The organism is Pseudoalteromonas sp. OF7H-1 (assembly GCF_022347825.1).
GTDB lineage: Bacteria > Pseudomonadota > Gammaproteobacteria > Enterobacterales > Alteromonadaceae > Pseudoalteromonas > Pseudoalteromonas maricaloris.
Map to the genome: position 1 here is coordinate 240180 of NZ_JAKRFX010000007.1, position 16799 is coordinate 256978.

7 protein-coding genes and 1 pseudogene are annotated in these 16799 nt (G+C 39.3%); 2 read left to right on the plus strand and 6 right to left on the minus strand.

What is annotated here, in order from left to right; genetic code table 11:
* Positions 1 to 66: 66 nt before the first annotated feature.
* Complete coding sequence (locus MHN30_RS11245; RefSeq protein WP_130164356.1) at positions 67 to 684, minus strand: fibronectin type III domain-containing protein; 618 nt, start codon at positions 682 to 684, stop codon at positions 67 to 69.
* Between the two features lie 339 nt (positions 685 to 1023).
* A complete protein-coding gene (locus tag MHN30_RS11250; RefSeq protein WP_239359616.1) occupies positions 1024 to 3903 on the minus strand; it encodes a hypothetical protein in 2880 nt (959 codons plus the stop codon).
* A 614-nt stretch (positions 3904 to 4517) separates the two neighbouring features.
* Between MHN30_RS11250 and MHN30_RS11255 the strand changes: the two genes are divergently transcribed.
* Positions 4518 to 7580: a hypothetical protein gene (locus MHN30_RS11255; RefSeq protein ID WP_239359618.1), complete on the plus strand. Its 3063-nt coding sequence runs from the start codon at positions 4518 to 4520 to the stop codon at positions 7578 to 7580.
* Positions 7581 to 7725: 145 nt separating this feature from the next.
* Positions 7726 to 7926 (plus strand): annotated as a pseudogene (locus MHN30_RS11260) (IS3 family transposase); the annotation flags it as partial.
* A gap of 256 nt (positions 7927 to 8182) precedes the next feature.
* Here the strand turns inward: MHN30_RS11260 and MHN30_RS11265 are convergent.
* The 4 genes from MHN30_RS11265 to MHN30_RS11280 all read right to left on the minus strand — a co-directional run.
* Entirely contained in the window at positions 8183 to 9913 is a 1731-nt protein-coding gene (locus tag MHN30_RS11265; protein ID WP_130164359.1) for a fibronectin type III domain-containing protein, read from the minus strand.
* A 1270-nt stretch (positions 9914 to 11183) separates the two neighbouring features.
* Entirely contained in the window at positions 11184 to 11459 is a 276-nt protein-coding gene (locus MHN30_RS11270; RefSeq protein ID WP_130164360.1) for a hypothetical protein, read from the minus strand.
* A gap of 26 nt (positions 11460 to 11485) precedes the next feature.
* Positions 11486 to 16327, minus strand: coding sequence for an RHS repeat-associated core domain-containing protein (locus tag MHN30_RS11275; protein WP_239359620.1), 4842 nt, complete (start codon positions 16325 to 16327; stop codon positions 11486 to 11488).
* Positions 16328 to 16380: 53 nt separating this feature from the next.
* Positions 16381 to 16799: hypothetical protein (locus MHN30_RS11280; RefSeq protein WP_239359622.1), on the minus strand; the 419-nt coding region annotated here is incomplete at its 5' end.

The following is a 16799-nucleotide window of genomic DNA, read 5'->3' on the forward strand; positions in this document are numbered from 1 at the left end:
AGTCATTTCAGCTTGATGTTGGCCTACTCTAAAGAATGAGGCCAACATCTAAACTCGCGTTTCGTATTAATAAACGGCAACCGAATTTGAGTATGTCCAAAGAGAGCACCCTACAGAGTTACACGCCCTAACTCTGTATTGATATCTGTTTGCAGACACACTTTTGAAACTAGCTGATGTATCTACATATGCTTTGGGATTAATCCAATCACCACTGTTGACTTTCGCCTCACGGATATAACTACTCGCACCAGAAACAGCCGACCAAGAAATGTTGATGTCATTACCATTTTGCACTGTAGCCGTCACGCTTTTTGGAGCCTGTGGAGCACCATTAATTATTATCTTGTTAGAATAAGTATAATTTGAACACCCATCATTGTTGCACGCTTTTACTCTATATTGGTAACCATCTGCTCTGATATTGTAATAATTAGCAGAAGTTGTTTCATATAATTTTCCATTTTTCCAAGCTAGCTCTGGATTACTCCAATGTTCTGAATCAATTCTAACTTGCCTAATATATCTAAGCGCACCAGGCACACTTGACCACTGAAGATGAACATCATTGCCGTTATTGACAGTAGCAAAGACGCTACTAGGCATAGCGGGTGCGGCAGCATATACTGAAGTGGAAATTGCAGAAACGCAAAATAGAGCTGAACTCAAATATTTTTTATACATGATTAAATCCTTTAAATTTATAATAGTTCAGTGAAAAGCTAAACTTCCGACTGAGAAAGAAATTATATATAACAGGGACAAAAAAACAGCCCTAGGGTTGTTTAGATTAAAAATGTGTAACTTACCCATTACACCCAATGTTCATGACTTTTGTCCGTTACCGTAATTCCACCACACAAAAATGTGCGGCGAATACACCGTGATCAGAGGTACTATTTGCTATCAATAAAGCTAACTTGGATGTTGTTTCCCACTTATTGAACTTACAATCTTTTCCCTAAAGCACTCGTGTATTTAGTTAAATTCCTTATCCAACAGTGTTGGATAAGGAATTTTGTTCTAATATTCATTAAGCACTGATTCGGCAACCGGACTGCCCAATAAGTCTGTATGAATAAAGATTATGCGTTTCTTTGGACTAGACTTCACAATGTATATCCATTGACTGCATGTGCTGTTACCCAAACACGCTTTAATTCTATAGATCTTGTTTTCTACCGGTTTAATGGCATAACTTCTACTACTGCCAGGTAAGGTAACTACCGGCTGCCAGTTTAAAGTAGGCAGCTCTTCACAATTCTCTGCACACAAAACACTTTCTATCACAAAGCTGGTTGCACCAGAAACTTGCTCCCATATTAGTTCATCACCTTTGTTTTCTGGTGCGAACACTACAACAACATCACTGGCAGCAGAGTATTCAGACTCACCTAAGTCGTTAATACCTCGCACTCTGAATTGTCGGCTACCATTAGACAGGTTATAAAATGTTACCGATGCTAATGCTTCTCTAAATGGCTGCACGACCCCTGTACCTGCTGATACAAGTGTCCAGTTTCCTGAGCCATATTTCACCTGAACATTATAAGAAGTTGCATATGGTGCTTTTGCCCATGTCACTTCTATATCATTTCCTTTGACCAATATAGTTGGCTTCTCTGGTACTTCTGGCACGCTAGCTTGAACAACAGATTGATTGCTTGGCGCAGAAAAAGACGAACATTGATCGTACAAGTTACACGCTTGCACCGTAAAAACACGCGTACCAGCATTAAGGCCTACTAGCTGTAATGAAACCGTTGACTTATCTTGGCTGACTTGAGACACGGTATTACCAGCAAAATATTTCGCTGGGAAGGCGTTGAATTGTACTTGTGCCTTGTAATAGCTAGCCCATGCTACACGCGGCCAAGTCAGTGTGACTGTATCGGCGACCGTCGTCGCGGCAGGCTTTGATGGCATACCTGGTGTCGGGGTATTAATCACCACACTATTACTGGCGGCCGTGTAGGTACTCATACAACGCAGTGCTGAACATGAAGTAACTCTAAACACTCTCGCACCGTCCAATAAGCCAGTAAATTGGTACTTAACGACATCCCCCTCAGATGGCTGCGGGACTTTGATGACTTCTTGCCAGTCGCGGTTATTAAATTTAACTTGCAGTGTGTATGAGCTCGCCGAGGAGACTTTCTGCCACGACACTTCAATGTTGTTTTCTTGTTGCTGTGCCTGAATATAGTTTGGTAATGCCAAGGGCAATCTAACATTAATACTAGCAACTGAACTCTCAGCACAACCGACCGAGTTACATGCTTTCACGCGATAGTAGTAGTCATCCTCTGGTAAGTTTTGACGTACCAGCGAGGTTCCTTCTCCTACATATAAATAATCTTCTTGCTGCTCACCAATCAGTTGATATGTAATTGGTTTTGTGCCAGAACGACTCAACCAGTTCACTATATAGTTACCTGTTGTGCTTGATGATGGTACAGTTAAAGTAGGTATTGCAGGTGGTGCAATAACCACGATATTGCTGGCTGGCGTAAATTGTTCTGAGCAGTGGAATGCAGTACACACTGACACCCTAAAAGCTCTAACACCGTCATTTAAATTGTTCAACTGATAGCTAGCTGTCGACCCGCTAGGCTGTGCAACCTCTTTATAATTTTGCCACTCAGTGCTGTTAAACTTAACCTGCAGCATGTAAGACACCGCTGAATCAACTTTTTGCCAAGACACTAGCACGCCTCTACCTTCTTGCTCAGCCTTGATAAAGCTAGGTAAGGTGATAGGTAATCTCACTTTGATACCTTTTATATCTGAGTAATCGCCACATCCAGAGATATTGCACCCTCGCACCTTGTAATAATGGTCCCCTTCACGAATACCCGAACGTGATAGTGTGGTTGCCGATCCTGTATACAAGTTGCCAGATTGACCTTCACCAACTACTTCGTAACGCTCTGGCACACCGCCTTGCGTATCAGCTTGCCACGAAATCTGATAGCTACCCGTCTCACTCAATGTCGGTACTGTGAGTTGTGGTTTTCCTGGTAGTGGAGGTAATTCTACCGTCGTTGAGGTTGTTGGTGAGTAAGCGCTACAACCATATGAGTTACAAGCTCTCACACGGTAGTAGTACGTTCCGTTAGTAAGCGGCCCTCGATTGGACGAAGTGCTCATATTATCTGAAATAGTGCCTGAAGCCCCTTCACCAATCACTTCATATCGTGTCGCTTGCGGGCCCGAGGCTGCAGACCAAGTGACTGTAAAATACCCCGTATCATTTGTATGCGGGCTACTAATACTTGGCGTATTTGGAATTTTTGGCTTAGAAACGGTGGTAGATGTAGTTGGTGAGTAACTACTACATCCTGCCGAATTACACGCACGTACACGATAGTAGTAGGTGCCATCTGCTAGCGGTCCGCGACTTGAAGATGTGCCACCACCTGAATAAACATACCCAGAAAGGTTTTCACCAATTACTTCATAATAATTAGGACTAGCTCCTGAGCCTGCCGACCAACTGACGGTAAAATACCCATTTGAGCTCGTTGATGGACTGCTAATGCTTGGTGTACCAGGTGGGTATTGTCTAGTTACACGTGTTGATACAACCGAAGAAAAACCACTACAGACTCCATTTTTACAAGCTTTAACACGGTAATAGTAAGTACCACTATCTAGTGGACCACGACTAGAAGAGGTTGCTGGGCCAGAGTAAACACCGCCCGATAAGCCTTCACCTATTACCACATAGCTGTCAGGTGTTTCACCGGAGCCGGCACTCCAGCTAATGCTGTAATAACCTGTCGTGTTGCTTGATGGTGCCCAAATGCTTGGCACACCTGGCGCACTGTATGCCTTCAAGCTAAGTCCAAAAGTGAGAAAAATGAAATAAAACACTTTTCTCAAATAAGTAATTCTGTCCATAAAATGTCAAGAGCCTTAATTGTTATTGATTTTTTGGGTGCATTAAAGGCTACGGATTGTACCTTTTCCAATAAAAACCGCAATGATGTATCCTTGCGAATAATGCAGTTGTTACGAGAAATTCTACTAATAAACTGCTTCTGCTTATGGGGGTTACAAAGTCGTATTTTCATCGATACCAAAGACTGAGGTCGACCAGCTAAACTGTTTACATTCACCTATGCTTATACTTAACAGCTACCAAGTAACAGCTCTTTGTTTTTAATATCCATGTTAATTTCTTCATAATCTTAAAAGCAGTGAATTATATAAAAAGGTAAAAATCAAAAAATTTTTGGGGACTAATGTAATGTTATTCAGTAAAAATAAGACCACACTTGTATTTGAAGTAAAAATTCGACGCTTTTGTTTTTTTGATAAAAAATAGAGTATCAATTCTTACATCCCACTCACTTTCTGCAATTCAAGAGCTACCTGCATCTTTTGTTAATTTTCAATTGATGTTACGTTAGTTCCTTATTATGATACACCGCCAAATTTACTAACATTATCAATTACAAATAAAAAATAGAAGGCTCATTATTCAAGTCTTTTAATCTGGAATCTTTGCCAACATGAAATCAATCTTTTTATTAAGCCTCTTTTTCATCAGCCTTAAAGCTTTTGCTTTAAACTCACCCCATTTAAGAATAAACCAATCCATAATCGAAAAAGGAGGTGGGGTCGATTTATCTTGGAATGCTCCAAGTGGAGCCACGCACTATAATCTCTGGGTTATCAAACCAGATGGAGTCAGCGCTAATTTCAGAAGCGGCTATACGAGCACTTCATTCCCTCGACGTAATATAAACTTTGTTGGCACACATACTTTCTATATCGAAGCATGTTCTGTATCTCAATGTTCTCGTTCAAACTCAGTTTCGCTTACTGTTGTCGAACCCCCACCTCCGGTGCCAAGTCCCGGTTTCCTTGCAGGGTTAAATGTAAGTAGAACAAATATAGGTTATGGTGATTCAGTAAGAATTAGCTGGTCTGCTCCATATAATATGAACGGATTCCCTGTATATTATGATGTGTATGTCACTAAACCAGGTGTAGCTGGTAGCCCCTCAGAGAACTTTTTATGGTTCGATAATACAACCGCGACCAGTGCTACTAGGACAAACATCTATCGTAGGGGAACAACCCAAATACAAGTGAGAGCATGTAATCAGTACAATCAATGTGGCCCAATGAGCACTACTTCATTTACTGTAAGCGGAGAATTACCACAACCAAATTTCAGCGTAAGTAATCAGCAAATAAATCAAGGCGAAAGTGTTTACTTATCTTGGTCAAATCACATCTACTACAATGAGCCCGTCACCTATAGCGTGTATGATGGCGATGTTCGAATAGCAAATGGCAGCGATATTCATTCGCTAAACTATACAATGAACAACCTAGGCTATCGCTACCTATCGATTGCTATGTGCAATAGTTATGGAGAATGTAGTGACCGAACAAAAACCAGAACTCAAATCAAGGTTTTGCCCACAATAGAAACATCTGTCGTAAAAGCCCTAAAACTTGATAAATATGAGATAGAATACGGTGACAGCATAACCGCTTCATGGCAACGCCCCGAAGGCTATACTTCTGACGACCAGCTGGTATACGACATCTATATAACGAAACCCAGCGCAATTGCGACAGAACCAGATGAACACTTTCTTTGGAAAGATAACCTAACTACAAATTATATTACTAGAGGCCCTATTTTTAGGCGAAGTAAAACAAAAATAGAAGTAGTCCCATGCCTTATCACTGGCGAGTGCGGTTTACCAATGTCTGTCACATATGATTTATCTGGAGATTCGCTACCACAGCCAATTCAATTTAAAACCATAGCTGACAAAGGTTATGTTGGATTTCCAGTCAGTTTTGATATTCAGATGCCGACTAACTTCAGTGAGGCTGTTACAAATCAAATTTGGGTCAAATACCCAAACACAAATCAATATAGTCGCTTTGACCCGAGCACAAAGCTTAGCACCAGAGGGCCGCATTTCTTCCAACTGGAAGTTTGTACAGTTAACACCCCCACGATATGTAATAAAAAGCAAGACACCGAGTTCAAATTGGATGTCACTCCATTAGTTGTTGAAAACCTGCGAGTCGATAAGCCTACGATTGAACTTAATCAATACGTTAATATTTCTTGGCAGAAGCCAGCAGGAATAAGTCACGAATTTGTTTATGATGTTTATATCACTAAGCCATCGGCAACAGGGAGTAGTGAAACCGAGACGGTCCTTTGGCACGACAATACGACAGATATATCACTCAATAGAGGACCCAATTATCGTTTAGGTAAAACTATCGTTGAGGTTGTTCCATGTACTGTTGATCAGAAGTGTGGTGAAAAAACACGAGTGGAATATACAGTGAGTGGTGGAAAACTACCGGATCCAGATACTTTTTCTACTGATAAAAATATCTACTATCAAGGACAGTGGCCTACATTCTCTTGGCAACTCCCCGAATTTTATAAAGAGACAATTAGACCCACTTTTTGGGTCAAAAAGCCATCCACATCAGCGCTCGTGAAATACGATGAGGGCACACCATTGAACGACGTTGGATCTTATACTTTTTATCTCGAACTCTGCGATACACTTCCGACACCCACATGTAGTAATAAGTCTAATTCTTGGGTTACCGTATCAGTTACAGATAGTTTGGCGGCAATAACAGTCGCAGACTTGCAAGTTGACAAATCAACGATCAAGTTTGGTGAATCAGTAAATATTTCTTGGCGAAAGCCTCAGAGTATTACTGCGCCGTTAACTTACAATGTTTATATCTCCAAGCCAAGCACTATAAGTGGAGAACCCGATGAAACATTCTTGTGGCAAAGCAACTTTACTGGTACTCAGTTACAGCGCGGACCCAACTACAGAGTTGGTGGAGCTATTATCATTGAAGTAGAACCTTGCTTGCAAAACGGCAGCTGTGGCTCAAAAGTATCAACAAGTTATAGAATACACGATTCACAATTGCCAAACGTATCATTTATAAACGTTCCTGAGCACTTTATACTAGAACAAAGCATTTTCCTAAACTGGCAGATCCACGAATTGTTCAAGGAACATGCTACATATTCATTATATATGCGTGAACCTGGCAGCAATAACTTAAACTTGCTAGGAGAATTTGATTCAAATGTTCAAGCTTTGAGTTACAAATACAATTTAACTAAAGCGGGAATATACAAATTTTATGTACAAGCCTGCCTTACAGGGGAGAATAAGAATATTTGCAGCAACTTAGCTGCTTCTGAGCTCGTATTAACTGTAAAAAATGAACGCTTTGCCATTACCTTAAAAGATAAAGTCGTCAGCTGGAAAGCTATTTCAGGCGCACAAAAAATTGAGTTACAGCGTGCTAAATGCAGTTCCAAAGCAAACTGCAACAGCTCTATTCAGCGAGAGTGGTTAGAAATCCACGGAATTATTGCGACAGCAACAAGTTATACAATTGATGATGCTCTTGATGGTAACTATATTTATCGTGGAAGAACGTGCTTTCTTGAAAACAGTTGTACACAGTGGAGCTACGCCACTGACATGAAAGAGAAAAAAATAATATACATTCATACGGACTTACTTGGTAGCCCTATCGCTGAAACCCAATAAGTTAGAAAAGCCCAGGCTTCCATATTAAAAGGCTTTACTCAAACGCTGGGGGTAACCGATTCGAAAAGAGCTGGCCCCCAATTTTTTGACATGACTTTACGTGATTGATCTGTTTTTATAGTAACCAAAAGTATGGAAACGAATTATGGCTAGAAAATGTAGAAACCACTCTCCTGAATTTAAAGCTAAAGGGACATTGGCTGCTAGCGGTGATAACACCGTCCCTGATTTAGCAGGAGGGTATAACATTCATGCAAATCAAATCTCCACATAGCAAAAGAACTGTTTGTAATTTGCAGCAATGACTTTTGCTTATGAGAGCCTGTTAGGTAAAGGCAATTCCGAATAAATAGATAAGCTTTAAGCCAAAATCAGTCAATTTGACTGAGCTAACTCAGATAAGAGTTGTTTACCAACAAACTTAAGTGAGCAATTGGCTGAGCAAGGTATCAATTTTAAATCAGATCAGCAAAGTAACAGTAGCATCACCCATTTCATCTTGGGACATAGCCGAGTATCAAAATAACTCGGCTTAAATTCCAATGCAGCTCTGCAGTAAGTACAAGTAAGTTAATTTTATTGCCTATGGCGCTATTTTTTAACTATTGGCTACTCTCAGCAACCGGATTACCCAATAGATCGGTATGAATAAAAACAACTCCCTTAGATTGAATAGGTTTTTCTTTTACGCTTACCTCATTTGAGTAGCTCCAACCAGAGCATCCGTCATTATTACAAGCCTTAGCTCGGTAACTATACAAGCCTGGTTCTAGGATATCGTTGGTTGCAATATTAATTGTATATACTTTGCGATTGCTCCATTTTCCATTGTCCACCCTAGCCTCAAGTACATAGCTTAATGCTCCTTGCACTATCGACCAAGTAACCTCAATATCATTTTCACCCTTGAGCACCGCCGTTACCTTCTCTGGATTCGGCGGCAAACTAATAATAGTGACAATCTCTGAGTAGCTCCAACTTGAACAACCGTGGGTATTACATGCTTTAAGTCTATATCGATACTTGTTTGGAGAAAGATCCTTGAATATATCCTGAGTGTCCAAATACTCTTTAGGTGTGGACCAAGAGCTGTCGTTAATCTTCACTTCTCGAATATAATATGCCGCTCTATCTACACTTGACCAAGATAGATAAATATCATTCTCATTCTTAATTACAGCGGTTACATGAGAAGGAGCATTGGCTGAAATTATCACACTAACAGTATTAGAGTAAGCCCAATTCGAGCAACCCCGATTATTGCATGCCCTTACACGGTATTGGTATTGATTCGGCACTGCATCTGTAAATGAAGCAAAAGTGCCTGAATATTTTCTTGGATTGATCCATGCCCCTGAATTAACACGGGCCTCTCGGATATAATAGTCCGCGCCAAAAGCAGTCGACCAGCTCACTTCCACAACATCCAAGTTTTTAATTGTTGCTGATACACTCGAAGGCACTAGTGGTATAGCTAACACAGTCACTGTATTTGAATACTTCCAATCAGAACAACCACTAGTATTACAAGACTTAACTCGATATCGATATTGATTCGGGAGGGCGTTGGAAAATGAAACCGAGGTCCCCGTATATTCATACGGATGTATCCAATTACCGTTACCAACTTGCGCTTCTCGAACATAGTAACTGGCACCACTAACTTTGGACCATGATATGTTGACATCATTTCCATTTTGAATTTCGGCTATTACTTGAGATGGAACTGAGGGAGGCCTAACCACATTAATAATATTAGAGTAGGTCCACTTCGAGCAACCTAGATAGTTACATGCTTTTACGCGGTATTGATATTTATTCAGCTCAGCATTATTAAAGGAAACAAAAGTGCCTGAATACTTTCTTGGGTTAATCCATGCCTCTGAATTAACACTAGCTTCCCGAATATAATAGTCCGCACCGAGAACTTTCGACCAGCGGATCTCCAGATCATCTAAATTTTTAATTATTGCTGATACACTTTCAGGTGCTGTTGGGGAATCAAAAACCGTTATTGTATTTGAATACTGCCAGCCAGAACAACTACTAGAATCACAAGCCTTAACTCGATATTGATATTGACCCGGGCGGGCGTTGGAAAATGAAACCGAGGTGCTTACATACTCGTTTGGGTTTATCCAAGAACCGGTTCCAACTTTAGCTTCGCGGATATATTTAGCTGCACCACTAACACTCCCCCACCGAATAGTAATATAATTGTTGTTACTTACACTCGCGACTACATTTTTAGGTGTTGATGGTGCTGCACTAGTATACACCGAAAACAGGGCTGCAAAAAGAAACACACCCCAAGCTAATACACCTTTTATCATGAAATATCCTTTGAATTACTTTCGACTGTCATTTCAAATCCATACAGAAAAAATGATATATAACACATCACTCAACCTTTATAGACTAGAAATTATATATCTCGTTATTATATATTTTTTTGTAAAACTCAGCCACCCTAATTTAATATAATAAGAGTGATACTCATCGAAAAATGGCTGAAGTAGTCAAACCTGAATATTGACTTTTTGATGCATAGGCTAGCCGAACCAAATCAGCATAAACTGAGAAGAAATAAAGTGAATGTCTTTTTATTGTTCTTCTGTTCCAGGTAGAGTGGATCTGGTGGTTCAATCAACCGGACTATGCAGTTGCATATTCCGGTCGACCGTAACCACTACGCATTTTTATTTGAACCACCAATAATTTTGTCTGAACCAAGCGGATGATGAGAATGGAACAGTCGTTAAAACTGAACAGCTCTAAAAATCAAAATGAGAGGTGTAACCAACTAACATTAAAGGGAAAGATTTTATAGTGGTTTATAATTTCGTTATAAAGACATGAAAATAAATCAGCACCTCCTTGAAAACACGTGTTTTTGCGCGTAAAAATAGCGAGCATTATCCGTAGTACCTAGTCATAAAAACGCTTTTTCATTATTATTAATAAATATCCTAAATTTTTATAGTTGAGCATTCAATTCTTATTGCGAGAAGAATATAAACATTGGGAGAAAGCGTCGCTTTTTCTATTTAAGCAGACTAACTTTCGACTTTCTTGATAATATTCACAAGAAAAAACGTTCATTCTAAGTCAGGCGCTCTAACAGTAAAAGTACCAACTCACGCTGGAAGTATTGAAATTCATCAGGGATATACAGTGGATATTAGCTGTGCAAAGAAAAAGAATGTTCACTGCTATTTCAAAATTAATGACTCTTAGCTCAAGTATAACAAAGCCTCATAATAGCGAGGCAATATAAATTACAAAAGGATTTACACAAAATCAAATTAAAGTAGGTGCCACTTATCTTTTACCTTGCTAATCTCATCGTTCACTCCTTGAACTTAGAATTTGAAATGATTTTGAAGAACTAAAAGCTTAGACAAGCCACCCCAACATGCAAATTGGAGTGGGTGTCCACGTTAAATTCCACGACAAGCTGATTTGCCGCTTCCTTGCTAATCCCATCGTTCACTCCTTGAACTCAGAATTTGAAATGATTTTAAAGAAACTAAAGCTTAGACAAAGCACTCAAGGTTTCAAGTTTGAGTGCCTGTCCATTTAGTTCTGTTCAGCGAAATTCAGCTAAATTTTTCCCATCTCTTTTTTGTATAAAAAATATAAAATTACACTCCCTATAACGTTCAGAAACAGCAAGGTTCCAATAGCAACAAAAAAGTTCTTTTTAAGCTTAATACAAACGAATAAAGGAACTACAAGCAGCACCACAAAAACAGCACTGATCAAAAAACCAACGATAGGATGTACAGTTGAACTTGCTGGCTCTAAAGATGAAACAACTAAAAAAGTTGCTAATAAAGTAAATTGCAACACAATTAAGAGAAGCCAAAATACTTTCATTTTTCTTAACTCCATATTTAAATCTCTCACTTCAACTTATCCAAATCCACTTCGACTGAAACTTTTACAAAAGCGGCTGTAACTTCTGCCTTAACTTTATTACCCTCAGCTGCCATTGAGCTATTACCATTGTTAACTTGTGCTGCTAATTTTGGCCCTTCAACAACTTGTGAAGTAACTCGAGAAACCCCTGAACTACTATCTGAAGTTTCTTCAACCTTAACAACTTGAGCTTTTGCTTCGAATGCTGCGGATTCAGCTTTGGCAGCAACCTCAATTGAAGTAACGTTTTCAGGCCCATTATCTCCATTTCTTACCTGCATCGACAACTCCCCACCAACACTAACTGTAGCATGAGGTGTTTTGACTCCAATACGCGCGCCTATCGCTGGCCCAGCACTTACAGTAGTTGCATTTCTCAGTGCCCTGTTTTGCTGAGGGGTAATCATTAGCCCTTGTGGATTATAAGAATTCATACCTGTCGGATCAGTATACTTATATGGGTTATTATTCGCATATGTGTAACGGTTGAATCCATGAATACCATTTGGAGTATTGAAGTGTCCAACCGTATCAACCGGATCATTCGAGTAAAACCGCCCGATAACTGGATCATAGTATCGTGCCTGCATATAACTTAGACCAAGCTCTTTATCAAACTTATGGCCGGTATAGCCTACATCATCTTTTGGCGTTTCCAACGTTTCACCAAACGGACGGTAGTGTTGACGACTATCAGCTTCCGACGTTGGTTTTACGTCGCCGTATTTGGCAATTAGCTTTTTGCCCAGGTAAATATAGTTAACGCCATCACCCGTTATGGTGTTGCCCTTTTCGCGATACAGCAAAGTGCCATCTTGCGAGTATAAGCTATAACTCGTTCCGCTTTGCTCTACTTGCTTAACGCGGCGATTATGTCCATCGTATAGATAGGTGTTATTTTTCGCTGATGTAAGCTGGTTTGCTAAGTTAAAGTTAAGCTGATACGCACCATTGTTGTCGATATTGCCCCGCGTATCATACGTTAAGTTTGCATACTTACCATTGGTGCCTGCTCCCGTCACGCTAGATAATCGGTTTGTCGTTCTGTTGTATGTGTAGGTCAGGTTTCTATCTTTACTTGTATATGATTCTATATTTCCTAGCGCATCATATTTAATACTGCTGTTACCAATGGCCGTACCGCCTGTGACCGAGGTTAATCTATGTAGATCATCGTAAACTAGGCTAGTCAAGCTATAAGTGGGTTGCACTTCGTCCAAAATAGCGGTGACATTCCCCACCTTATCAAAGCTATAGTCTAGCTTAACAATATTTTTAGTATCTCGGCTGTCTTGGAGCACATCTGGCAGTAGGTTATCGTCAAGTATTAAACTATGCGTAACTCCATTGCCGTAAGTAAAGCCCTTCAACATCCCATTCGCGTAGTAACTGGCATCTGTAGCAAATTTAAGCTCGATGTCAACAGTGCCTGCTTTATAGGTCACTGCGCGTGTCGGCTCACCATACCCATTTGGATTAAAGTGTACCGATGTACCGTCAGGGTAAGCCAAATACTCACGTTGTTGTAATGCGTTATAACCATAATCAATTTCTAAAGGCAGTTGACCGTTGATTAGAAGCTGCTCTACCTCTAGTAGGTTTTGGTTGTTATACACATAGCTATGGGTGACATCTCCCGCAGTCACCCCTGTCACATTACCATTATTATCAAGAGTATAGGTAACTGAAGGCGTGTTACTGTTTTCAGGGTAGTTAATCTTATATAGGTCACCAACGTTATCATACACATACTCAATTGCATCAGCTGGTTTTGTTGCGACACAGTCAGTATCTGTAACCCCTTCTTTTTTCCAAATCATTTGTCCAAGAGCATTATGTCCAAATATTGTGTTACCAACATCCGGGCGTGTTATTACACAAAGGTTTTGGTTACTATCATAAACTCGCTTTTCTACAGCTGAAACCACCGCTCCATCACTACTAGGACCTGATTGTGTAATCGCCTCCACTTGACCAAATAGGTTAACTGCTATACTTGTATCTACATTTTCTGGTGAATCAATAAAGGTGGCTATCTCATATTCTGGAGCCCCAAATGCTTGATATGTTGTCGTGGTAACTTTAGAGAGTGGATCCGTCACTTTAATCTTATTGCCAGCGAGGTACTCATACTTAGTCTTACCAAGGCCCGACACACTCACTGTCTTTGTGCGGCCTAACGCATCATAAGTCGTCCTAGTACCCTTTAATTCAGCACTATCAGTACTATCAGCACTATCAGTACTAACAAATGAGGCTAAGGTCTGACGATTTTGATAGTCATACTCAAAGTTTTGATATCGAACACTGGTTGTTGCATCTGCATTTGCAGTGTCATCTATGGTTTTGATCTGAGTGAGTCTCAGTAAATTATCGTAGGTTTCTACCGTTTCAATAAGAGGTGCTGCTTCACTGCAATTACTATATTGATTTAACGTACAACGCTTGATGGTACGGGTATTAGTTGTATCATCCCATTCAAATTTTGTGTCTAACCAGTTATTGTTTTTTACTTCATCAGTCAAGTTAATTGCTGTAATGCGGCCAATAGAGTCGTAGTCAAACGTTGTTGTAACACCATTGAAGTCTGTTGTTTTTTCCACTAAACAGTTGTCATCCAGTTCAATGCTATGTGAAATTTCTGTATTTGATAAGCGGCCGGGGTATATAACTTTTTGAGGAACACCACATTTATAATCTCCATATTTAACAAAGCTATTATCCTTAACAGAATCATTTTCAGATATAATCTTGTTATTTAACTCTTTATATACAACTCCCCCCACATCATTATATTCTATAAAACGCTCTCTCCACTCCCCGAAAATCTTTATCTCGTAAGGTAAGTTTTTTTCTGTATAAGCATTATTCCCACCATCATTATCATAGTAAGAAATTTCTTTTATAGTAGTATATTTACTGTCATCATTTGAGACTTCATGTTTCTGAAGCTTGCCCAACTCCCACAACTCTGTTGCATGCTTATAAGTATGCTTTTCATACTTAACCTTATTATTGATGCTATTTTTATAAATTGTTTTTTTAGCGTATCCATACTCATCAAATTCATCATATTCTGCAGTGTAAGTTGTCGCTTCTTCGAGTCCACTTGTGCCACCGTAGACGATTGTTTTCTTTTCACTTAGAAAAACTTGAAAGTTATCACGCTGTTCATTTACATAGATCTCACAATCATCTTGCCCAGATATTCCATGGAAATCTTTAGTCAGGCGCTTGCAGTTGTCCCACAGCTCAGAGCCTTGTCGATAATAAAACAACTCTCTTTTTAATAAGGAGTTTGAACTAAAATTAGCATAATCAATCGCTAAAACTTTTCCTTCACTATATGAATCAACACGACGATCAATGTAGTATATCTTCTTTAAACCTTCACCAATTACAGTTGTGGTTTTTACATCAATTTCAGCTTTTACGCTCGCAGGCTTACCAAAGGGGAAACTTGGTTTGACCTTCCCAACTTTGCTATTTATTGCTTCTACCACACTTTTGAAATCATCCCAGTGACGATTTGTTTCATTAAGGTAGTACCCTTTATTTTGTGAATAAATATAGCTCCAGCTATATTTATCTACACCATCATACTGTACGGACTTTCCAACAAGACTTTGCCTAACAGTGCAATTTAAATTTTTAAACAGTGTATAAGGTATTAAATTTCCTGGCCCCTCATCATATGGCCTAACATTATGGCGCCCATGAATTGTATATTCAACAGAGTAGGTAATATTTGCACCATGAGGTGTTTCAACAGTAAACTCTTTTAGCTCGTGTTGTTTGGATAAGGTGTCTTTATTTATTTCACACATACCAAGTTGTTCGGATGTCAATTGCTTTGACTTTGTTTGGCCTCGTAACTGAGATGAATAGAATTCTGGAGGATATTTCCAAAAAGTTTTGTTCGGCAACTCAACTGAACTTAGTCTATTATTGGTATAATTATACTTCCACTTTCTATCACCATGTATAACTTCTTTAAGTGTATTATCATTATTGTATTCAAACTTTAACTCCCTTAAATCAGAAGAGGTAATCGACTTAAGCAATTCTCCTTCATAATTATATTTTACAGTATTACCGAATTTATCTTCCACTGATGTCACCATCAGCATTCGTCTAAACCCTGTATTTCCTATCGGAAAAGGTAAACCATTTTTAGATTCGATTGCATAATCAAACTTGTATTTAATACCGTTTGGAGATATCACTTCAATACCCTGACCATTGCCATCTTCTCGGTTATAGCAATTAGAAATGTAGTGGTTAGTCTGAGTTGCCTGTTTATTTGCGTATATACCCTTACCTGGTACTAAGTTCTCTGAAACCTCATTTGGTATATGAAGATATTTTCCCTGCCAATAAGAAGTATAAGGCAAATCTTGATGGCTGGCAGAACCATATGCATAAGTGTACCAGCCCACATCTTGCGTACACTCTTTTCCAATTAGCCAGCCTCCTGCAACGTGCCTTAGGTAATGAGAGTGGGACGAGCTCGAATCAGGATCTACATATTCACCACTAATGTAGGGTACTTCAATTCTCCAGCCCCCCCCTAAGTTCAAGCCTTTATTATTTAATGGCGAATATGTACGCTTTACTTCTACAGGAATTGCAAAATTTCCAGATATAGAAATATCTGATACAGCAAAGCTTAGGCCCCCAGTAACGGGGTCATAGACATCTCCCATAGTTGAACTATTAAAAACACTTTGAGCTCTTACCTTACTATCAACTTCCAAAATGACTTCGGTCGATGAATAAGATAGAAATGATGTAAATAAAATTAAATTTAAAAAAATTCTTTTCATAAATATCTCAAATAAAAAATTATATAGAGGAATAACATAATCACTATAATGGCCTATGGATTTTCACTCTCTGCCACCGGACTCCCTAATAAATCTGTATGTATAAAGATGAGTTTTTTGGCACTTGGAAGAAATACCTTTTCCGAAATGGAAGTATACTGTTGATTAAAAACAGCCTTGGCACAAAGTTTTGGTTTAGTGCTATTGGTATCAATGACGATGGCCGCAATATACTTCTTCCATGTCACGCTAGCCGCGTTGCAACTCGTTGCTTTTTCAACAATGGCATAACTCAATTCGGCGTCCGTGATAGGATGACTTATTGTCATTGATGTTTCGCCCTGAAGTATTACAGGATTAACTAACTTGTTTGATACAACCAAATCAGCGGTCAAATACTCTGAAGGATTGGCAGGAAAGCGTTGAGTCTTGGCTTCGTCAACAAAGCACTCCCATTGTGTTGGATAACTTC